At 51.0% G+C, this 18,224-nt stretch carries 22 protein-coding genes and 5 pseudogenes; 8 read left to right on the top strand and 19 right to left on the bottom strand.

What is annotated here, in order from left to right:
- Window positions 1–148 precede the first annotated feature (148 nt).
- From AAIR21_RS26285 to AAIR21_RS26205, 17 genes and pseudogenes are all read right to left on the bottom strand, one after another.
- Window positions 149–442 (bottom strand): annotated as a pseudogene (locus tag AAIR21_RS26285) (plasmid partitioning/stability family protein); the annotation flags it as partial.
- A pseudogene (gene parM / locus AAIR21_RS26280) lies at window positions 434–973 on the bottom strand (plasmid segregation protein ParM domain-containing protein); the annotation flags it as partial. The pseudogenes parM and AAIR21_RS26285, both read right to left, overlap by 9 nt.
- Before the next feature lie 403 nt (window positions 974–1,376).
- On the bottom strand, window positions 1,377–2,573 hold the full coding sequence (locus AAIR21_RS26275) for a tyrosine-type recombinase/integrase (RefSeq protein ID WP_279261582.1): 1,197 nt from the start codon (window positions 2,571–2,573) through the stop codon (window positions 1,377–1,379).
- A gap of 406 nt (window positions 2,574–2,979) precedes the next feature.
- Window positions 2,980–3,300 (bottom strand): type II toxin-antitoxin system RelE/ParE family toxin, encoded by a 321-nt coding sequence (locus AAIR21_RS26270; protein ID WP_147839054.1) that lies wholly within the window; start codon window positions 3,298–3,300, stop codon window positions 2,980–2,982.
- Entirely contained in the window at window positions 3,297–3,560 is a 264-nt protein-coding gene (locus tag AAIR21_RS26265) for a type II toxin-antitoxin system ParD family antitoxin (RefSeq protein ID WP_147839055.1), read from the bottom strand. The genes AAIR21_RS26270 and AAIR21_RS26265 overlap by 4 nt, the downstream gene beginning before the upstream one ends.
- 92 nt (window positions 3,561–3,652) lie before the next feature.
- A pseudogene (locus AAIR21_RS26260) lies at window positions 3,653–4,246 on the bottom strand (DUF4942 domain-containing protein); the annotation flags it as partial.
- Window positions 4,237–4,761: pseudogene (locus tag AAIR21_RS26255) on the bottom strand (DUF932 domain-containing protein); the annotation flags it as partial. The pseudogenes AAIR21_RS26260 and AAIR21_RS26255, both read right to left, overlap by 10 nt.
- Window positions 4,762–4,852: 91 nt before the next feature.
- Window positions 4,853–5,086, bottom strand: coding sequence for a DUF905 domain-containing protein (locus tag AAIR21_RS26250; RefSeq protein WP_025203175.1), 234 nt, complete (start codon window positions 5,084–5,086; stop codon window positions 4,853–4,855).
- A gap of 57 nt (window positions 5,087–5,143) precedes the next feature.
- Complete coding sequence (locus tag AAIR21_RS26245) at window positions 5,144–5,368, bottom strand: hypothetical protein (protein WP_434682614.1); 225 nt, start codon at window positions 5,366–5,368, stop codon at window positions 5,144–5,146.
- 82 nt (window positions 5,369–5,450) lie between these two features.
- Window positions 5,451–5,963, bottom strand: coding sequence for a DUF4234 domain-containing protein (locus AAIR21_RS26240; protein WP_434682613.1), 513 nt, complete (start codon window positions 5,961–5,963; stop codon window positions 5,451–5,453).
- A gap of 58 nt (window positions 5,964–6,021) precedes the next feature.
- On the bottom strand, window positions 6,022–6,492 hold the full coding sequence (locus AAIR21_RS26235; protein WP_434682612.1) for a hypothetical protein: 471 nt from the start codon (window positions 6,490–6,492) through the stop codon (window positions 6,022–6,024).
- Between the two features lie 46 nt (window positions 6,493–6,538).
- Window positions 6,539–6,850 (bottom strand): hypothetical protein, encoded by a 312-nt coding sequence (locus tag AAIR21_RS26230; RefSeq protein WP_064575286.1) that lies wholly within the window; start codon window positions 6,848–6,850, stop codon window positions 6,539–6,541.
- Window positions 6,851–6,862: 12 nt separating this feature from the next.
- Window positions 6,863–7,162, bottom strand: coding sequence for a hypothetical protein (locus tag AAIR21_RS26225; RefSeq protein ID WP_064575288.1), 300 nt, complete (start codon window positions 7,160–7,162; stop codon window positions 6,863–6,865).
- A gap of 45 nt (window positions 7,163–7,207) precedes the next feature.
- Window positions 7,208–7,714, bottom strand: a complete 507-nt coding sequence (locus AAIR21_RS26220) for a hypothetical protein (protein ID WP_284065896.1) — start codon at window positions 7,712–7,714, stop codon at window positions 7,208–7,210.
- The gene (locus AAIR21_RS26215) at window positions 7,711–8,436 is read right to left on the bottom strand and encodes a WYL domain-containing protein (protein ID WP_064575290.1); all 726 of its coding nucleotides are present in this window, start codon (window positions 8,434–8,436) and stop codon (window positions 7,711–7,713) included. The genes AAIR21_RS26220 and AAIR21_RS26215 overlap by 4 nt, the downstream gene beginning before the upstream one ends.
- A 327-nt stretch (window positions 8,437–8,763) precedes the next feature.
- The gene (locus AAIR21_RS26210; protein WP_064575292.1) at window positions 8,764–9,060 is read right to left on the bottom strand and encodes a hypothetical protein; all 297 of its coding nucleotides are present in this window, start codon (window positions 9,058–9,060) and stop codon (window positions 8,764–8,766) included.
- Window positions 9,061–9,408: 348 nt separating this feature from the next.
- A complete protein-coding gene (locus AAIR21_RS26205; protein ID WP_434682611.1) occupies window positions 9,409–10,314 on the bottom strand; it encodes a hypothetical protein in 906 nt (301 codons plus the stop codon).
- Between the two features lie 1,443 nt (window positions 10,315–11,757).
- Between AAIR21_RS26205 and AAIR21_RS26200 the strand changes: the two genes are divergently transcribed.
- Both AAIR21_RS26200 and AAIR21_RS26195 read left to right on the top strand, forming a co-directional pair.
- Window positions 11,758–11,895, top strand: a complete 138-nt coding sequence (locus tag AAIR21_RS26200) for a hypothetical protein (protein ID WP_434682610.1) — start codon at window positions 11,758–11,760, stop codon at window positions 11,893–11,895.
- A gap of 23 nt (window positions 11,896–11,918) precedes the next feature.
- Window positions 11,919–12,305 carry a VOC family protein gene (locus tag AAIR21_RS26195; RefSeq protein ID WP_048797003.1) on the top strand — a complete coding sequence of 129 codons (387 nt, stop codon included), beginning with the start codon at window positions 11,919–11,921 and terminating at the stop codon, window positions 12,303–12,305.
- A 154-nt stretch (window positions 12,306–12,459) separates the two neighbouring features.
- Here the strand turns inward: AAIR21_RS26195 and AAIR21_RS26190 are convergent, their stop codons facing one another.
- Window positions 12,460–13,272, bottom strand: a complete 813-nt coding sequence (locus tag AAIR21_RS26190; RefSeq protein WP_434682609.1) for a hypothetical protein — start codon at window positions 13,270–13,272, stop codon at window positions 12,460–12,462.
- A gap of 294 nt (window positions 13,273–13,566) precedes the next feature.
- On the opposite strand from AAIR21_RS26190, the gene AAIR21_RS26185 reads away from it, so the two are divergent.
- From AAIR21_RS26185 to AAIR21_RS26165, 5 genes are all read left to right on the top strand, one after another.
- Window positions 13,567–14,136 (top strand): inovirus Gp2 family protein, encoded by a 570-nt coding sequence (locus AAIR21_RS26185; RefSeq protein ID WP_049191353.1) that lies wholly within the window; start codon window positions 13,567–13,569, stop codon window positions 14,134–14,136.
- Window positions 14,137–14,289: 153 nt separating this feature from the next.
- On the top strand, window positions 14,290–14,532 hold the full coding sequence (locus AAIR21_RS26180) for a helix-turn-helix transcriptional regulator (protein WP_434682608.1): 243 nt from the start codon (window positions 14,290–14,292) through the stop codon (window positions 14,530–14,532).
- Window positions 14,533–14,787: 255 nt separating this feature from the next.
- Window positions 14,788–15,210, top strand: a complete 423-nt coding sequence (locus AAIR21_RS26175; RefSeq protein ID WP_434682615.1) for a putative zinc ribbon protein — start codon at window positions 14,788–14,790, stop codon at window positions 15,208–15,210.
- Window positions 15,198–15,617, top strand: coding sequence for a putative zinc ribbon protein (locus AAIR21_RS26170; RefSeq protein ID WP_048795938.1), 420 nt, complete (start codon window positions 15,198–15,200; stop codon window positions 15,615–15,617). The genes AAIR21_RS26175 and AAIR21_RS26170 overlap by 13 nt, the downstream gene beginning before the upstream one ends.
- Window positions 15,618–15,694: 77 nt before the next feature.
- On the top strand, window positions 15,695–16,258 hold the full coding sequence (locus AAIR21_RS26165; RefSeq protein ID WP_434682607.1) for a DUF3296 domain-containing protein: 564 nt from the start codon (window positions 15,695–15,697) through the stop codon (window positions 16,256–16,258).
- A 274-nt stretch (window positions 16,259–16,532) separates the two neighbouring features.
- On the opposite strand, the pseudogene AAIR21_RS26160 reads toward AAIR21_RS26165, so the two are convergent.
- Window positions 16,533–16,733: pseudogene (locus tag AAIR21_RS26160) on the bottom strand (transposase domain-containing protein); the annotation flags it as partial.
- Window positions 16,734–16,781: 48 nt separating this feature from the next.
- Here AAIR21_RS26160 and AAIR21_RS26155 point away from each other — a divergent pair.
- A complete protein-coding gene (locus AAIR21_RS26155; RefSeq protein ID WP_434682606.1) occupies window positions 16,782–17,915 on the top strand; it encodes an IS110 family transposase in 1,134 nt (377 codons plus the stop codon).
- Window positions 17,916–18,224: the final 309 nt, after the last annotated feature.

The raw sequence follows: 18,224 nt of genomic DNA, 5'->3' as shown, positions 1-18,224 counted from the left end.
GGCAGTTTATCCCGAAAGGGACTGATCTGACGGCGGTTACGGATGACGAGCTACGGAGGTATCAGGGAGCACTGAATAGCAGGCCACGAAGGCCCTGTGTTCTGGTTTATGATGTTGTTTCTATTATTATATAACATCCACTACCAGCTTAATCTGGCAGAGAACCCACCAGATTCTTTGCCGAAACACTGCTGGTAGGCGGTTCCGTTACTTCAGGTATCGGCGATATGGTTACTACCGGTGCAGGTTGATGCGATCCAGACTGAATATTCAGAAACGACGACAGTATGGTTCTCAATGTGTCCTGGCTCGTATTGTCAGCCAGCAGCGCCGCAAGTACCGACGGCAACCTGTTGTCAATCTCGCCCAGCGCTATACCGGCCAGTAAAGCCGTTCGTGACAGCTCACCGCGATCGCCCCGGTGGTGCGCCTCTACCTGTGAGATATCCAGCGTAGTTCCTCCGAGATCAACAATCAGCACAGAGTTGGAGGACGAGAGTTGATCACACAGCGCTATACCTGCAGGAATGGACTCCGGGCGCACGGTGACGCGGGTGATGGTAAAGGCGTGACCGTTATTCAGCACCACCGGTTGCAGCAGGCTCTGCTTTTTGCGCTCAATGTTATCAAGCCGGTACTGCGCGTCTTCGTCGTAGAACTCCGCCAGCGGCAGTGTTACCACGATATCCACGCACTGCGGTGTAAGGCCACTGGTTCGTAGCGCGTGATGGACTGCAACGGCATTGAGCGGGCTGTACTGCCATTCGATGTTGCTGGTGGTGAGGGTATCCGTGGAAATGAGGTCAAACGAGTACTTCTCCTTGCCTGCAGTGTAGTTGAACGGCTTGCTGCTACCAAACGTGGCTGACCAACCTCGTCTGAAGCTGTTCGGGCTGATGTGGGTATACGTCTTGCCGTGCTGCTCCCACAGCATTTTGATATGGGTTGAGCCGTCATCAATATAAATTCGCATATTGCACCTAAGTTGAGTCAAATATGAGTTGAGATTGAGTCATCCGGCGTTGCCGGATACGTGAAGGGCGGCTATTGAGCCAGAACTGAGAGCACGATGAGATGAATCAGCGCCAGCAAGCGCTCAATGAGAAAAGGCAGCGCTGCCAGTGAGACAAAGATGAGAAATCTTTTCATAGGGTTAATTTCCTGTATGGGGTGAGTAAAATGCGAATTGCCATACAAGATTTAGCGATGTTTGTAGGGTTTTACTGGCAGGAGTAATGTTGTTTATGCCCTTATCAAAAAGCATAAAGCAGACGTTTAGTTAAAATGAATCTGAGGTATTAAATTTTAGAAGTGAATAATTTGGGGATTTGATACAAGAGAGAAGACGCCCAGCCGCGAAGGCTGAGCGCCCAGGATTAGGTCACTTTATTTTCAATTCCACTAAACAGGTTATCAATGTGGTCAGCGTACCACTGCATCATTTCACGTCGGCTTTCGAGATATTGGGCGTGGTTATACGTCCCGCGAATACTGTTTTTATCCACGTGGGCTAACTGCATTTCTATCCAGGCAGTATTAAAACCTTGCTCATGTAAAATGGTACTCATTGTGTGCCGAAAACCGTGCCCTGTAGCCTTACCATCGTAGCCGATACGTTTGATCACCATGTTAATACTGGCTTCACTCATCGGTTTGTTGATGTTGCAGCGCCCGGGAAATACCAGTTGATACTGACCGGTGTAGGTTCGAAGCTCCTGCAGGATCGCCAGAACCTGGTTTGACAAAGGCACCAGATGCTTACGGCGCTTCTTCATGCGGCTTTCAGGGATCGTCCAGAGTGCATTATCCAGGTCAAACTCATGCCATTCTGCAGCGCGTAGCTCAATCGTACGAACACCTGTCAGTAACAATAGGTTAGTTGCCATACGTGTAATGCAGCTACCGTGATAATCGGCCAGGCAGGAAAGGAATGCGGGTAATTCAGATGCCTGAAGGTGAGGGAAGTGTTCAGTCTTTGGCGCGGTTAATGTGCCGGTCAGTTCTGCTGCTGGATTAAACGTCGCACGTCCTGTTGCGATGGCGTAGCGGAAGATCTGATTGCAGTACTGCCTGACCTTGCGTAATTTTTCCAGTGAGCCACGCTTTTCAATCAGACGTAAAACCTCCAGCATCTCCAGAGGAAGGATCTCCGCGACAGGGCGCTTGCCCACATGCGGGAAGATATCCTTCTCCAGAGCCTCCAGAACGCTTTCTGCGTAGCTTTCCGACCATGAGATACACTTGTGCTTATGCCATTCCATGGCGAGCGCCCTGAAGGTATTGACGACTGATATTTTTTTGGCGAGTTTTTCGAGCTGCTTTTTCTCACTCGGGTCACCACCGTCCGCAATCACCTTTCTCGCTTCGTCGCGTTTTACGCGCGCATCAGCCAGGGAAATCTCAGGATAAACGCCGATAGATAACTTTTTCTCTTTGCCGGCGATACGGTATTTCATCCGCCAGTATCGTTTTCCGGTAGTGGTAACCAGGAGAAAAAGGCCACGTTCGTCAGAAAGTTTATAGTCCTTCTCTTTAGGCTTCGCGGTCTCGACCTGTCGGGCTGTCAGTGCCATATGGGGGCCTCAATTTTCATTGAACACAATAAGCCCCCTGAAAAGCCCCCAGATGCGACTTGATTAAGGTAGGGTCGAGTTGAGGTCAGTGGAGTTCGGAATGTTCGAAAGTGATGTATGGCAGTGATTATACTTGAGTTTTGTGGAATTTGGGAGACGTACATAGAAGTGAAAGTGGTGCCCGGACTCGGAATCGACCTTTAAATCTATCTTGTTGTTTTTATTTATTATTGTTTGGTTTGATAAAATTGATACCTCCATTGGTACCTCGTAATGGTTTTACTGGTTGTTGGCGGGAGTTTCAGAAGAGAAAGGTTACTGATTTGGGACTATCTGAAACCATTGATTCGATTCCTTCATTCGATTCCCTATTCACCTGTGGATGATACCTCCGACGAGAGCAAAATCAAAGGTCATCCAACGGCTGATGGTCACCAGATTCAGCAAGTAGCATGTTGGTATCACGGGAACCATGTACAACGCGTTCTATACGAACTTCCGTATCCATTACTCTGAATAGAAGGATATAGCGACCATAAGGACAGACCCTGATCCCTGGTAGCAGTTCAGGCCTCTCTCTGTAGAGAGCTGGTGATTCAGCTATCAGAAGGCATTGCTGATACAGTTCTTCAGTAAAGCTGATCGCGCGCACAGGATTATCTCGTGCAATCCAGTCACCAATTGCTTCAAGATCAAGCTCTGCCAGTGGTGAAATACCCAGCTTCATTTTGCCTGGGCACCTTCGACCATGGTTTTGTATTTGCTCGTCAGGCGACCAAATACTTCTTCAGCTGTTTTACTTTCACCGCTGTTGATGCCTGCAATGATTGCTTCCTGGAGTGATTCGAGCTTCATTTGCTGCTCTCTATCTTCCAGGGCACGAAGTCCTGCCCGGATAACTTCACTGGTGTTGTTATAACGCCCGCTTTCTATCTGCTCGCGAATAAATGCTTCAAAGTGAGGGGTAAGGGCAACACTGGTTGGCATGATGATTTCTCCTGCTTAATTACTATCAGGTAATAATAGTTATTATCTCTGGGTTATTCAAGAACAGTAATTGTGACTTGATTCAGTAACTGTTACCTTGCTGCCAGCGCCCCCGGATAGTGGCGGGCGATGATATCATTGAGCTTATCTACCAGCTCTGGTCGCCTGAAGGTGATATGAGCCGTTCCCTTCTGAAAGTATTTGATTGCAAACATCTCGTCCTCGTAACGGTTGCTGTGCCGGTTAGCATGGATATGATCGCCGAGACGACGGGTAACGTCAGCGCGGTTGTCGGGAACCGGCTTCCCATCCAGAAGCATCAGCATACGCTCAAGGTCTGCCAGGCGGTCACGCTGCCAGCCCCAGTTAAGCCCAAATCCCCACCGGTCATATTTGACCAGCCCTGTGACAATGATTTTCGCCCCAAACTTGCAGGGGGAGTTTGTCTTGAAATCCCACGATAATCCTTTGAACACATTGATCACACCGCGCTCAAACACGTCACCTTTACTCTGATGCAGTTGCTCAAAGGTGCTCAGGATATTCTCTTCACTGACCGCCGGAATATCCTCCTTTTCCAGGCTGTTGTACCACTGGTCACGCGCCTGAGCGTCCATCAGGCTTAGCATCCCCGACTTCTTCATCAAATCCCGCCATATACCGCGATCGAGATTGCGGGTAACCGCAGCGACTCCATCGCATCGCGCTTCTCTTCCACCCGGTCAAAGACGCCCAACACCTCGTAAGCGCCTTCAATGACCTTCTCCGCCACATTGCCCCGGTGAGGAACCCTGATTTCACCAAAGGATTGTCCACAGACGAGCGAATTGGTACAGACGCTTCGGAAGTATCCCGGCAAAAGCTGAAAGCTGGACTCGCCTCCATGCGAATTAAGAATAATAATTTCAGGTACATGCTGACCGTTTATCTGGCCCGCCCGACGAAGACGCAGAAGGTGTTTGGTGTGTTCCCGGCGGTCAGGGTCGCGTACGCGTGACTGGCAGGCGAAGAAGGGTTCAAAGCCTTCACGCTGCAGGTTCTCTAGCAGGGTAATGGTAGGGATATAGCTGTATCGGTCAGAGCGGGAGTCGTGTTTGTCTTCACTGAAGACGCTGGGGACATGCTGCATGAGTTCTTCACGGGTTAAGGGACGGTCACGGCGGATCTGATTTGTCCGCCCGAAGCGGCTGGCTAATCGCATTGTTAATTCCTTATGGTTGCTTTAACGGCATAAACAAAAAAGCCATGCTCCGGTGGGAGCATGGCCTGCTGGTGTGGTTGTTGGTGATGAGTCAATTTTTGGGTATACCGTGGCTGAGCAGATAGCGGTTCAGCCACTCTCCTGCATTTGCTTCAAAATTCCACGCCCGCCAGAACAACTGCCCTCCGCTGTCGCGAATGACCAGCCGAAAGTGCGTACCCTGGTCGTCTTCAATGGCTACGTTGGTGTACAGCGTGGCGACGGCTGTTGCCTGCTCTCGGGTGAACGGACCGGGTGGTAACGGCGTATTGTCAGTGTCCTGTATGGTGAACTCCTCTGATATCTGGCACAAAAACAAACGCCCCGCTCAGTGAGCAGGGCATCAACGGGAGGCTCCAGGTGTGGCGATAAGCTGCAGTATCTGCTCCATCAGCGCTGCGATTAAGGCACCTGCCAGCAGGGCTGCCGTCTGTCTGGCAATATCAATGCTGTCTTCGTCGTAACCTTCTTTGCGGAAGTGGTCTTCGACAAACTGCTGTGCCCGGCTGCTGGCGCACCACGTCAGCACCTGACGCAGGGCGTTGAGCACAATTTTCAGTAATGTCATTGGGTCAAATCTCGGAGTGGAGCCCGGACGGATGAGGGGCATTCACTGATGCCCCTGCCGGGTAAATAAGAGGAGGATGGCGTTACTGCGGTGACGGGGATTCTGGCGGCACGGGAGCCTGACCATGAATAATCCGGTGTTTCGCCAGCGCCTGCGGCATGTCGTTGATACAGTACGTAATGTAGAAGACGTTAAAGGCGACGGTGTAGAACGCATTCATTCTGAGGTCGAAGCGGAAGGTGTTCAGCGCATAGTGGCGCAGTGCGGCTCTGGCCTTAAAGGCCCAGACGATATACATCACGCCGGTGGCGAACGACAGTATGGCGCTCAGTACCAGCAGCGTGTCACTACCCGTGTCGTAACCCGCCAGGTCCGGTGAGGCCATCACCCCAAACTGTCGACTGAGACCAAAACAGACGGCTAGCCAGATGATAAACAGGTTGCCGCAAACCGAATACCCGGTGGTGTCGCTGATAATGTCCTGCTTTTTATACAGCCACAGTAACGGCCAGATGCCGCAGGTGGCGATGGTGAGCAGCACAAAAGTGAGCGTTGGTGTTGCCAGTCGCTGGCTGAGTGTCGAGATGTCGGTCATATCGTATTGTCCTTGATTGATTTTGCTGTAAACAGGGGGAAATCATGCTGAAGGGGAGTTACCCTGCGGTGAGTGTCGTGCATTCGGGCATATCAGCCAGAACCTTGTGGACATTTCCGGCAGAAGGGGAAAAATGCCCCACCTTTTTGTCGTTGACGTAAATCTCAAACGAGGTTGCCTTTCTGATGGCATCAATGAACGAGAGCCAGGCGTTGTCGCCGTTACGCCAGCCCAGAGATGACGGCAGCGGGAATGGCTGGTCATCGGTGACGACGGTGATGGCGGTTTTCTCATCCTGCGAATCGGCACCGCTGCCGTCAGGCAGTGTGAGCATGACGTGATGCTGCAGGATGTTCTGGTCGTCAGGGTTGCCGGTGCAGTTGAGATTCAGCATGACGTTTTCCGGGCTGGTGATAATGTACTCGGTGACGCCCATACCGAAGCCACTGCTCCACATATTGGGGACCGCGTGTGCCGTGATGGCAAAGGTCAGTAATCCTGCTGGCAGGATGGCGTGCATGAATTGCATGGTGTTTTTCCTTCTGAGTCAAAAATGTTGTTGAGGGTCAGCCGTGTTACATGAGTTGTTTGCCCACGGCGATAAGCCCTGCCAGCCAGCCGATACACTGGGGACCCACAAGCCAGAACAGACGGGCCTTGAGTAATCCGGTCATCCCTTCGCGGGTGTATACCGCGTCCGGCATCAGCCATTGTCGAAGAGCAGCACCGACCGTCATACCGGCTCCGGGCCCCAGGGTCATCCAGAACAGATACCCCATTCCCTGACCAAAACTGCGTATCTCGCCGGTACTCCCGAACACGTTAAACAGCACGACCACAAGCGCGATGGCGAAGGCAATCGCGAAATATTTAATGACAAGCGCCATGTTCAGATTTCCTTATTTTCTGCACTGCTGAGCGGCACTCAGCATGTTGTCCATGAAGCGCGGGGGGACATAACCGTACTGCTGGTTCATTTTCTCCAGCTCCCCGTGCGTGTATTTCGTCTGCAGGATGTCGTAAACGCAGCCGCAAAGGAGGGTCGTGCCACCACCGGATTTACAGCCCCGGATAAACTCGCTTTCGGCTTTGGATTTCGCATCACCGCAGCCACTGAGTACCACTGTCGATAACATCAGGCAGATCGCGGAAAAATAACGTGCCGAACGGAGTGAACCGCCAGCAAGGGAAATGTTCATTGCTATATCCTTGAATAAACAGAGGGTTGAGTTTGATAAAACGGGTTAAAGGCCATCCTGTTGGGGGATGCCTTCATCCTGCAATCCGTGGCTGATGTCGTTAACCACTGTATCCGGGTCAAGCGAAATGGTCGCCAGATGCTTTCCGGTATCGGGGTTGCCCCGATACACATCGAGCGCGGCAAAAGGTTTGCCGTCATCATCCGAACCGGTAGAGACCTCGTAGGTGGTATCCCCGTTGCGGACGCTAAATTCCTGCAGGTTGATAACCTGGTTGCTCTGGTACGCGTAGCCCGTCGCCTGAGCCGGAACGGTAATATCCATCTCCTTATGCTCAGCGCCAGTCTTACCGAATGAATACGATACCGACGGGGTAACGATGCAGATTTCGACCTCCTTTTTGTGATTCAGGGTCTGTGCATAAAAGACGGGCTTTGCGCAGCGCTGATAATGCGCGTCGCGAAAGGCATCGGGCGTACCGGCATTCGCGTTCGGCAGCGATGCCAGCGTCAGTCCGACGCTTAATAACAGCAGGGTTGTGGGGTGTTTCATAGCCGGGCTCCTTTTAGTCCGGAGGTGGCTTCCGGGAACACTCCCCGGAAGGAATGAATAACGTTACTGATGAAGCGAAAGTGAGGCAGCGCGGAGATAAACTCTTCGCTGGCCGTCAGGGCATCAAGCTCAGGCTTGTTGCGAAAGGAGGTTTCCAGGACAGTGACGGCATTAATTTCTTCCATCCTGAAAACCTGGAGTGTTCTGGTGCGAGTGGTGACCAGAAACCAGTTTTTGCTCTGGAAGATCAGACGGTGTGGTGCTACGGTTTCATGAGTGCGTCCGTTAACCTGCAGCGTGACGGTGTGGTGATCGCGAATGGCTTCTGCCAGCAGTAAAAATGACGCTGACTGTGTGACTGCCGACGGTAAGCCGCCATGCCCGATAAGACAGGGCGATATCCCCGACGTGCTGGTGAGCAGCCGAATGAGCTTTCTGTTCTGGATGGGGATGATCCCTGAAATTCCCGTATTGTGGATAAAGGAGGATGTATCCGGCGAATGGGGCCGGAGAGGGCGTCGGGCAAGGCGGTAGGCTCCGCCGGAATGCTCAATACCCAGATGGAGCAGGCGCTGCTGGAAATCCCGTTGCAGCGTGCGTTCTGAGACAGCAAATTCATCAGCCAGTGTTTTCAGTACCAGGGCATGGCCCGCCAGTAGCCGACTGATGATGACAGACAGCCTGACGGCCAGGCGGTCATAACGATCGTGTTGTTCTTTCATTCTGAAATCAGCCTCCGGCTCTCCGTATGCTCCTGTTGATGGTGGAAAATTATGCCGTACCGGTTCGCCACGTTATGTCGTCCCTTTATGGTGGATGACGTAAAAATTATGACAACAACCATTTTTAGTTAAGTGGCTGTAAGTAAAAGGGTATAAGAGTATTAAGGGAAGGTGAGTGAAGTTTTTTACGACACATCCTGTCATTGGTGCGAAGGGCTGAAGGGATAAAAAACCGTATCACAGAGACGCCGTGGCATTCACGTTATCGTCGACGGTGTCTTCCGGGATACGGTTGTACCCCATACCGTTTACTGGAGCCGCTGAGTGTTACGCCATATTGAAGGTCTGCTCACACTGTGTGCAGCAGTATTCATCAAATACCGTCCCGTCCAGCCTCTCACCGGCTACTGCTCCCGCTACTGCGCCAGCACAGGCGCCGGACAGAAACCCAATGAGCCCTCCGGCTATCGTACCGACAACCGGAATGACTGAACCTATCAGCGCACCGGCGGATGCACCTTCAAGCCCGGCAAGGCCTCCGGCCGTTGCACCAATCACCCCACCCGTTTTTTTACCCACATGACGCAGCTGTATGTGTTGCGAACCGCAATTCGGACAATTCATTTTGTTCTCCCTTGTTACTGGCAATAAAAGCCGCCTGAATAAACAGGCGGGCCGTGGATAAAAACGGCTCTGATACCGGAACAGGGAATGTGGTGATGGCAGCGCCGGAACGGGGGAAGCATGCACGCAGGTATTTTGCAGGGCTGTTCAGCGGGGAACAAGAGTAGCGGCAGGGCATCAGAACCCCGTTTTTTCTTATCAGACACATTAACCTCCGTGAGTGAAATAACAAAACGGCAACATTTCTGCTGCCGTTCTCACATTGGTAATATAGGTCTGAGATTTTTTTGAATGTCATTTCAGGTCTGTATTGCTGTCTCCACTCACTTTATTTTCAGCGTAAAGTCCTCACTCACCACCACAGGTTTTTCGGTAATGGTCATTAATCAGCGTTTCCAGCATATCGCTGATGCGAACCCCGCTGCGTTCAGCCATAAAGTCCAGTCGTGTTTTGGTGTCGTTCTTCAGGTAGGTATTCAGTGCTTTTTTATCGGTACGGGACTGGCGTAATTTTTGCTGGTTCCAGGCTTTATTCAGGTTCAGAAGGAATAAACGCTTTGTGTCCGGTGCGTCACCCCATAAATCCAGCGCGGCACGTAGTGCCAAATTGCGCTCGGAATGACTCAGTGGCGTGAACCAGGTCGTTAATCCGGGCGTGGATAAACTCATATAGAGTCCGCCGATATTACCGGCTTTCTCCTGCTGAACTTTTTGCAGGTTGTTCCAGGCCCATAATACCGCGTCTTCTTCATCCGGCAGCCATTTTAACGGCAGCGGTTTACTGTAAATGATTTTCCACCGGTCTTTCAGTTTTTCGAATACCTGTTTCTTAAGGTGATTCACAGGGGGTGTGGAAATGTAAATGTTGTCAAAGAAGGTGATGAGAATATGCATTCTCTCCTGATGACTTGCCGGAGATAAACTCAGATTTATTCGCTGATACCAGTTTTTCCCGAATTCAGCATTTGCTGGCGGGCCAATGCCAAACTCATAATCCCCGGCCTTACAGAGATACCCCCATAGCCAGAACGTGGCCCGCTCATTCTGACGAAGCCAGTCAAAACTATCCAGTGGAAGCACATTTTCATCACGGGCTGTTTCCATTTCAGACAGCAGTCCTGCCTGCTGGTTTTTATCCGGGATGGCCTGATTAATTAGCTGGTTTAAAGCCTGTCGACAGCTTTCTGCATCCTGCCTGGGAATATTGCTGGTGTTAATTTTGTTGCTGGCATTCAACCATCCGGCATAAAACACGCAAACTCTCAGGTCCCGACTCGTTATGAGTCCTCGCCTGCCATTATCATAATTTACAGCCATTATCAACACCTCATAAATTAAATTACACAGTAGTGGTGGTTGTAGTGATTGTCGTGGTTATACAGTAGCATGATGATGGTTTTCACGTCACTTAAAAACACATCTGGTAGTCATCGTGAAGTAAGGTTGTGGTTATGTTGTGGTTTTGACTGGGTTTTATCATGGTTTTACAGTCGTTATTTTTAGTGTTTTATCCCTTTTATTCGCCTTGTTGCCCTGTTCTATGTCTGTATTTCAGCCTCTCTATACACTCAGTGTACTCTCTCGTTAGAGCGCCTGAACGTTCTCTGTTTTGCCCCGTCATGGCGCCTGGTTCGCTTCTTGATGCATTTCTGGCATCAGACAGGATCAATCATTCATATTTTCATTCGTTGCTCAGAATCAGTATTAAGGCCTTCTATGGGGAGTGATGATTCAGGGGTTAATCTGGCTGGGGGTTATTTGAGATGATGAGGTGTCTTTTCTTCTGGTTGTTGAAAAGATAATTCCAGAGTGAGTGTTTATGGTTCTTATTGCATGTAACGACTGTCTGGTGCTGCTTTGGTTGGTGTTACTATCAGGCTGAATGTGTTGGATTGGTAATAATATAATAAAGAAGGGGAGTGATTACTGAAAGTATAATGAGTGGTGATCGCTAAAGAGTGGGTTGTGATCAGTAAGACTACTGTTTACTACAGCAGTGGTTACTGCTGGTAAGAGAGTCATGACTACAGAAATGAATAAGATGAATAACTTATGGTGGCTTGATTACTGCCCTGGTGGACAGTTATTAGAAACAGGGTGACTATTGGGTAGGGGTATTGGTGGGTTAAGATTACAGACCATTAAGTCATGGCTGGTATCCATTGCTTATCTGTTACCAGAGTCATCAGTAACCGTTACACGACTGACAAGACTACTGGGAATGTAATAAGTATCAGGCTGAGAATAAGCTAACGTTGAGTGGAGTGGTAAGCACGATCGCAATGTGTTGTGAATACACTGGCATTATCCTGTCTCAATAGGTTTTGTTATTGTGATAGCTAACCATTGCAGGTAATTCGTTACCCAATAACGACTGAATGGCCTGAAGCCATTCGCGCGTGTATTTACCTGGGCTTTATTCACATCAATGAGAACGTGAGCTAAAGAGTATGGAGAGTGATTGCGAGATAATGGTAAGCGACGTGGCGGGTGATCGGGGGAATAGCCCAGGGATATACTTTCAGCAGGAATGCAGTACGTGAAATTGAACGTGTTTATCCAGAGTCAGTATGTGAAGAATGATTGGCGCATTAAGCAGATGTTATTTTAACAGGGGTGAACGTTGTAATATTGTATTTCGCTGAATATCCCTGTAAGCCCGTATAAGTGTGTTTGAGTTAATATTGATGGAAAGCTGTGGATAAATCGATTGTATCGCTCCTGAAGCGTTACAGCGCGTTTGAGAAGGGGGTAAGCTGCCCGTTGGCTGACCAGAAAGTTAATACCCGTTTCTGTATTGTTATCGGTTCACCGGGTAATGTATCGGGCGTTTAACCCAACGGAGGCAGGTGTTACCCATGAAAGCAGACGTACAGTATGAGTTTCATCATTTTGGTATCCCGTTGCAGGATGGTAATACTGCAGGCAAGTTCAGTGCCCGCGCGGGGACGTATACCACCGATAATCCAGGCAAGTTTCGGGTGCAGTGGCATCGTTTCACTGATGACTCGCCGCTCCATCCGTTGCTGAAAACCGTTCCACACGTGGCGTTTAAGGTCAGTAGTCTGGCTGAGGCGATTGCGGGCGAGACGGTTATCCTGGGGCCTTATGAACCCATCGATGATTACCGGGTGGCCGTTATTGATGACTGCGGTGTACCGATTGAACTGATTGAGACAACGCTCAGCGATGAAGAACTGTGGGCACGTGCAGCATCCGGTCAGGGGAGTCTGTATCGCAAGTAAGATGCTCTGGGGGGCATCAACGCTCGCTGCCATCAGGCGTTCGTTCAGACTGTTATTATGCAGAACACTTTGCACGGGTGCAGGGGCATCTCTGGTGATGAGCCCAATAGGATCAGTACCCACGATGAAAAATGGGTAAGGATGACAGCTTGCTTTACCATATAGCGCTGTAGCCCTGTTCTTTCAGTCGATGACGGGTTCGTTTCACGTAGGCCGCGTCAATGAGCGCATCCGGTGGCAGATCGCGTGTGATATTACAAATCGTCGCCAGCGCAGCATCTGAAAGTTTAAACGTCCGTGGTAAGGCGTAGTAATCCCCTGTTTTTTGCTCGTTAATATTATCAAATAACTTCCTGAAGAAATCCGTCCCTGAAGGCCTGTGGGCGTTGATAATCGCCTCTGTCGCTTCATCTGCAAAGGTAATCTCCACCTCTTCCATACCCAGCGAGCGAATGATCCCGGCAATGTCAGGCCAGTATTTGAGATCGAAACTATTGAGCCGCTGCAATTCTGGCTTCAGATACGACAGGTAATGACCGTTCCCCTCTCCAGCATCGTCGATAAATTCAGTGAGTTTTAGCATGCGTTCACATGCAAAGTGGCCGTTCTCGCATAGCGCTGCGCGTCGTTCCAGCATTTCAGCCAGTTGTATGCTCATGGCGCTGATAGTGTCATTCAGAGCCGTAAGCTCCTGATGATCGGCCCGCAGTTGTGCAAAGCGCTTATCGGTGCCAAAGCTACCGGCATGAATAATCTGCTCAATCAGTATCCAGAACTGTTGCCTGGAGAGGTTACTGGACGCTATCTCCCTGTACACCAATGCCATCTCATCATGACGTTCAATAAGCCGATTAAAAACAGGCCAGGTTGAAGGCCAGGATGGCGGAACGGTCTTTTGCCAGTTGTGAAGTTTCTCTTCCAGCAGTGCCAGCGCAATAGCGGCGGCTTTATCAACGTCAATAATCATCGGTATTTCCTCTGGTTTTCATCTGCTGATTGCCATTATTCACGAATGTCCCTTATGTGTCGGTAACGGGAGGGGCGTTTTTATACAGCTTTCGGGGTACTTCGTTGTTTCTGACGTATCCCCGTGATTTCAGCAACGGCGGCATCTGCTGCTTTGCCTGATGCATTGGCAAACGAAATATTTCACCGACGCCCCGGAGAACGCCAGTGGCGTTGTTACTGTACTGACGGCTGAAAGTACTTTTTTACAGCACCGGTAATGGTTATGAACCATAACCCACCGGAGTCCATTTCAATGAGTTACACCTACCATCCTTACTGGCAGCAACGCATCGCCGATACCTTCAATTGCGCACTTAGCGCTTACACCCGCGTATTGGCGCTGCGCGTTGACCTCAGGCTGCCGGATACGCCTGCAGCCACCGATGCCGCTGTTATCTCCCGCTTTATCGACGCCCTGAAAGCCCGCATTAACGCGTACTTCCTGCGCCATCAGCGTGAAGGTAAACGGATCTGGCCGACCACGCTGCGCTTTGTCTGGGCGCGGGAGTTCGGCGAAATCAAAGGGAAGAAGCACTACCACGCGGTGCTGTTGCTGAACCGAGATACGTGGTGCGGGCCGGGGGATTACCAGGACCCGGAAACGCTCGCCGGCATGATTAAACAGGCGTGGTGCAGCGCCCTGAAGGTGGATGCGCAGGCTCATGCCGTTCTGGCCCGCTTCCCGAAGCACCCGGTGTCCTGGCTGACGCGCGGTGATGATGCTCAGTTGCAACAGGCACTGGCGCAGGCCGCTTACCTTGCCAAACGCGAAACCAAAGAGACCGGTGACGGTGAGCGTAACTTCGGCTGCAGCCGGGGCTGAGCGTACCTGCACGCTGAAATTCAGCCGGCCTGATGATACGTGGCCGGTAATTTTTAACAGGAAATCCCTATCCTCTGAGGAGAACCGGCATGTCCATGATTCAGTGACACCGGACGTCTCCCGACAACCATTCCTCAGAGGGAGATAAATATCATGACCACACCGAATACGAATAACGCCAGCACCGCAACCCCCACGCTGCTTTGCGCAGAAGACCCGCTCATCGATATGACCTTTATCACCACCTGCACCGGCATGACGGACAAGTGGTTCTATAAACTGATTGGCGAAGGCAAATTCCCTAAACCGATTAAACTGGGGCGCAGCTCCCGTTGGTTCAAAAGCGAAGTGGACATCTGGGTGCAGCAACGTATTGCAGATTCCCGTGGCGTCTGAGCAGAGGGGATATCTGAATGGAGAAACGACGCTGTACTCAACCACAGAACATCCCTGAACGCTGGACGTGTCCCCGTTGCCAGCGCCAGTACTGTGGCGCCAGACCTTGCCCCGCTTGTTTTCGTCCCTCCGGCACCCCAGCGCAACCGTAACTGACCCGTTAACGCCTGACTGACCCGCCATTCGCACCCTGCCACGCTGCCCGTACCGGGACAGCTGACGCCTGCGCGTTGTCTGGCGGTAAGGAACAACATGATGTATGCAAAATCCTTTATGGCCCTCGACGGCAAGGGTCGTCTTACTGGGGCCAGAACCGCGCAGACCGCGCCGTATGACCGCTATACCTGCCATCTGTGCGGCAGTGCACTGCAGTACCATCCTGAATACCAGACCCAACGTCCATGGTTTGAACACCGGCACCACGCGCTGACGGAGAACGGCCAGCAGCACTGCCCGTATGTAAACCCCGGGGTGAGGGAGACCCGCCATATCCGGCAACTGCAATGGTATGTACCGGAAGCCCGTCCCCTGGTTTTCTACGCCGACTGGCACTGTCACGGTTGCAGCAGTGATTACCACGGCGAGCGTTACTGCATGACCTGCCGGACGGGGGAGCACAGCTGTGCGCTCAATGATGCTGATAGCCGGATAGCGGAGGTGACGGCATGCGCATGCTGAAGTGTTACCTGGCAAATGACCGCGAAGGGCATTTTGTGACAGCCGGGGAGGCCATGAGTGCACCAGGACAGATATGGAGCTGTGCGTCCTGTGGCTGCCGGCTGATACTGCATGCCGGTATGCATGAAGACCCGTGGTTTGAACATGACCAGCAGACCGTCGCCCGGCATGTGCTGATGGCCTGCGCCCATCTTGACCCGGAAGTGAAAGCCGAAGCCCGGCGCCGAAAGCTGCGCAGTATCATCAACGGGCTGGAAACGACGGTGATGGTGCTCTCCTGGTACTGCGTGTGGTGCGGCAACCATTATCAGGGCGTGAAGCATTGTCCCCGGTGCCTGACCGGTATCTACAGCATCGAAGAAGCCAACTGGCAGATGAATTACTGCTGCAACACTTTGCCCGGGTAAGTCCGGCGAGGGAATTCGCACCAGGCATACAGCACAACCGGCGTCCTGCCGGATTTAACCCTGAGAGATAATTTCCCATGAATGACCATTGCACCGGCGCTGTTGCCGGTAACGCTGTGGATGCCGCAAATATACGCGCTTTCCTGCAGCAGGCCGTTGACCATTACCCACGGCTGGCGGCGTTCTGCTTTACACTGGTGCTACCGTACCGCGAGAGCATGGCCGATCACCAATCATTGATTTTTCGTTTTCACACTGAAGTCTGGCAGCGGATTGGCGAATATTCATGGGAACGCCAGCAAGCTCGTCAGAATTCACCGCCTACGGTGTTACGCTGGATATGGGCCTCAACCAGTGCGGCAGAGTGCAGGATGGTGCTGTTGCTCAATCTCGATACGCTGGGGGCTGGTTGTCACGCAGGGTTTGCTGAAAACGCTCAGCAGACGATAAGCGAGATACTCAGAGGGGCATGGCTGACGGTAACCGGCGTGGAACACAACAGCGTCACGAACATCACGCCGATTATCATCAACCGATCAGGCCGGGGAACCTTTACGACGCCCTTTAACCAGCTTACCGCACAGGTTAAGGCCATGGCAGCGCCATTAGCAACGGCCAGAACGGGTGTAACGTGCCATTAGCGGCTACCAACTTCGCAGCAAACCCGGTGATATCCCCTGGATCATGAACGACCAGGGACTGTGACGAGTCTGACTGACCGTTCTTGAACCGCCATCTTCTGGTACCGCAGCAAACTGCACAGGTTTATCAGGCTATCGCTGATTTCATTGCCACATCTGCCCATTAGGTCTTAAGGGCAGTTTCCGCAACTGCCCCTGTTATTTAGTTAACGAAATATTACCTGCTCATGGCGTGCCCTGTTGTGTAAGCGTTAAGTGAGCGCCGTATTGACAGCTATTTATTGGTGAGATCAACATTCCAAGGCAGAAGCTCAGCCACTTTATTGGAAGGCCACTCCGGTAGTACGCTCAGGATATATCTGAGGTAGGCTTCCGGATCTATGCCATTCAGCCTGCACGTTCCGATCAGACCATACAGTAGGGCTCCACGCTCGCCACCATGATCGCTGCCGAAGAAGATGTAGATGGTATGACCTTTATATACTCACTAGAGCATCGGTGAGATATTCAAGAGGAGGTCATCATGCATTCGGAAAATATTGCGGCCTATATCGGGCTGGATGTGCACAAAGAAACGTTGGCAGTTGCTATCGCAGCACCTGAACGGCTTGGCGAAGTTCGCTATTATGGTACGATTAACAACGAACCGCAGGCAGTACGTCGATTATTCCAGAAATTGCAGGGACTCTACGAAAACATTCTTTCCTGCTATGAGGCTGGCCCCTGTGGTTTTGGGCTCTATCATCAACTTACAGCGATGAATATAGCATGCCAGGTTATTGCCCCTTCCCGGATACCTAAATCACCAACAGACAGGATTAAAAATGATCACCGGGATGCGATCTCTCTCGCTAGGTTACTGCGAGCTGGTGAACTTACCCCTGTCTGGATCCCTGACCTGACTCATGAAGCTATGCGTGATTTAATCAGAGCCCGGGCTGCAACAAAACGTGATAGCAGAGTTGCCCGACAGCGAATTCTGAGCATGCTATTGCGAACAGATAAACGTTATTCAGGAAAACACTGGACCGGCAAACATCGTACTTGGTTAGCCAATCAATCATTTATCCAGCGATCTCAACAAATTGCATTTCAACATTATTGCCAGAGTCTGGAGCAGATTGAAGATCGCATACTACAACTCGATCAGGAAATATCTCGCCTGTTACCTGAGTGGTCTTTATGCAATCTGGTTTGCCAGTTGCAGGCTCTTAAAGGCGTTGGCCAGCTAACAGCAATAACCCTGGTTGCTGAACTGGGTGACTTTTCACGATTCTCCAACCCCAAACAGGTTATGGCGTTTCTGGGGCTGGTTCCGGGGGAACACTCTAGTGGAAATAACATTCGTCCAAGGGGAATAACAAAAGTTGGAAACTGTGAACTCAGACGCCTCCTTTACGAAGCCGCCTGGTCTTATCGTACACCGGCAAAAGTTGGTGCATGGCTAATATATTATCGGCCTGATTCTGTTACACAATATTCAAAAGATATTGCATGGAAAGCACAACAACGATTGTGTTTCCGTTACCGAAGTCTGACAGCAAAAGGGAAAAAATCACAAGTTGCCATTACTGCGGTGGCACGTGAGTTGACTGGATTTATGTGGGATATTGCATTTTCCGCCCAATTATCATTCAGTCAACAGACGCAAAATTAAACCCTGAAGCAGCCAGACACGGAATGAGTGACCCTCGTAAAAAAATTCAGGGAGGCCGAAATTCGCCAATACCTGCATGTAGAAAGAGGCCAGCTCGCTGCGTAAATCGTCGTGGGGTTAAAATCCCCGAATAAGAGTTTGTAAAACCCAAGATACAGTCTGGCTGTTTCAGGTTCTTTAATCCGCAATATAACGCAGGTCTGAAAGCTGCGTCGGAGCTTTTTTTTGGCCAAATATTTGACAAAGGTCATAAGAGTTTTTCTTGCCAAGACAGACTGCCCGTAGCGCGCGCTCAGCAGCGTTATTATC

Origin of the sequence: Enterobacter sp. PTB (genome assembly GCF_051130085.1) — a bacterium.
GTDB classification, from domain to species: Bacteria; Pseudomonadota; Gammaproteobacteria; order Enterobacterales; family Enterobacteriaceae; genus Enterobacter; species Enterobacter ludwigii.
This window is presented reverse-complemented; position numbering and strand designations above follow the sequence as displayed.

Coding starts and splice junctions, on each gene's coding strand:
- AAIR21_RS26275 (WP_279261582.1), bottom strand. CDS start 2,573: ATGGCACTGACAGCCCGACAGGTCGAGACCGCGAAGCCTAAAGAGAAG.
- AAIR21_RS26270 (WP_147839054.1), bottom strand. CDS start 3,300: ATGAAGCTGGGTATTTCACCACTGGCAGAGCTTGATCTTGAAGCAATT.
- AAIR21_RS26265 (WP_147839055.1), bottom strand. CDS start 3,560: ATGCCAACCAGTGTTGCCCTTACCCCTCACTTTGAAGCATTTATTCGC.
- AAIR21_RS26245 (WP_434682614.1), bottom strand. CDS start 5,368: ATGACATTACTGAAAATTGTGCTCAACGCCCTGCGTCAGGTGCTGACG.
- AAIR21_RS26240 (WP_434682613.1), bottom strand. CDS start 5,963: ATGACCGACATCTCGACACTCAGCCAGCGACTGGCAACACCAACGCTC.
- AAIR21_RS26235 (WP_434682612.1), bottom strand. CDS start 6,492: ATGCAATTCATGCACGCCATCCTGCCAGCAGGATTACTGACCTTTGCC.
- AAIR21_RS26230 (WP_064575286.1), bottom strand. CDS start 6,850: ATGGCGCTTGTCATTAAATATTTCGCGATTGCCTTCGCCATCGCGCTT.
- AAIR21_RS26225 (WP_064575288.1), bottom strand. CDS start 7,162: ATGAACATTTCCCTTGCTGGCGGTTCACTCCGTTCGGCACGTTATTTT.
- AAIR21_RS26220 (WP_284065896.1), bottom strand. CDS start 7,714: ATGAAACACCCCACAACCCTGCTGTTATTAAGCGTCGGACTGACGCTG.
- AAIR21_RS26215 (WP_064575290.1), bottom strand. CDS start 8,436: ATGAAAGAACAACACGATCGTTATGACCGCCTGGCCGTCAGGCTGTCT.
- AAIR21_RS26210 (WP_064575292.1), bottom strand. CDS start 9,060: ATGAATTGTCCGAATTGCGGTTCGCAACACATACAGCTGCGTCATGTG.
- AAIR21_RS26195 (WP_048797003.1), top strand. CDS start 11,919: ATGAAAGCAGACGTACAGTATGAGTTTCATCATTTTGGTATCCCGTTG.
- AAIR21_RS26190 (WP_434682609.1), bottom strand. CDS start 13,272: ATGATTATTGACGTTGATAAAGCCGCCGCTATTGCGCTGGCACTGCTG.
- AAIR21_RS26185 (WP_049191353.1), top strand. CDS start 13,567: ATGAGTTACACCTACCATCCTTACTGGCAGCAACGCATCGCCGATACC.
- AAIR21_RS26180 (WP_434682608.1), top strand. CDS start 14,290: ATGACCACACCGAATACGAATAACGCCAGCACCGCAACCCCCACGCTG.
- AAIR21_RS26175 (WP_434682615.1), top strand. CDS start 14,788: ATGTATGCAAAATCCTTTATGGCCCTCGACGGCAAGGGTCGTCTTACT.
- AAIR21_RS26170 (WP_048795938.1), top strand. CDS start 15,198: ATGCGCATGCTGAAGTGTTACCTGGCAAATGACCGCGAAGGGCATTTT.
- AAIR21_RS26165 (WP_434682607.1), top strand. CDS start 15,695: ATGAATGACCATTGCACCGGCGCTGTTGCCGGTAACGCTGTGGATGCC.
- AAIR21_RS26155 (WP_434682606.1), top strand. CDS start 16,782: ATGCATTCGGAAAATATTGCGGCCTATATCGGGCTGGATGTGCACAAA.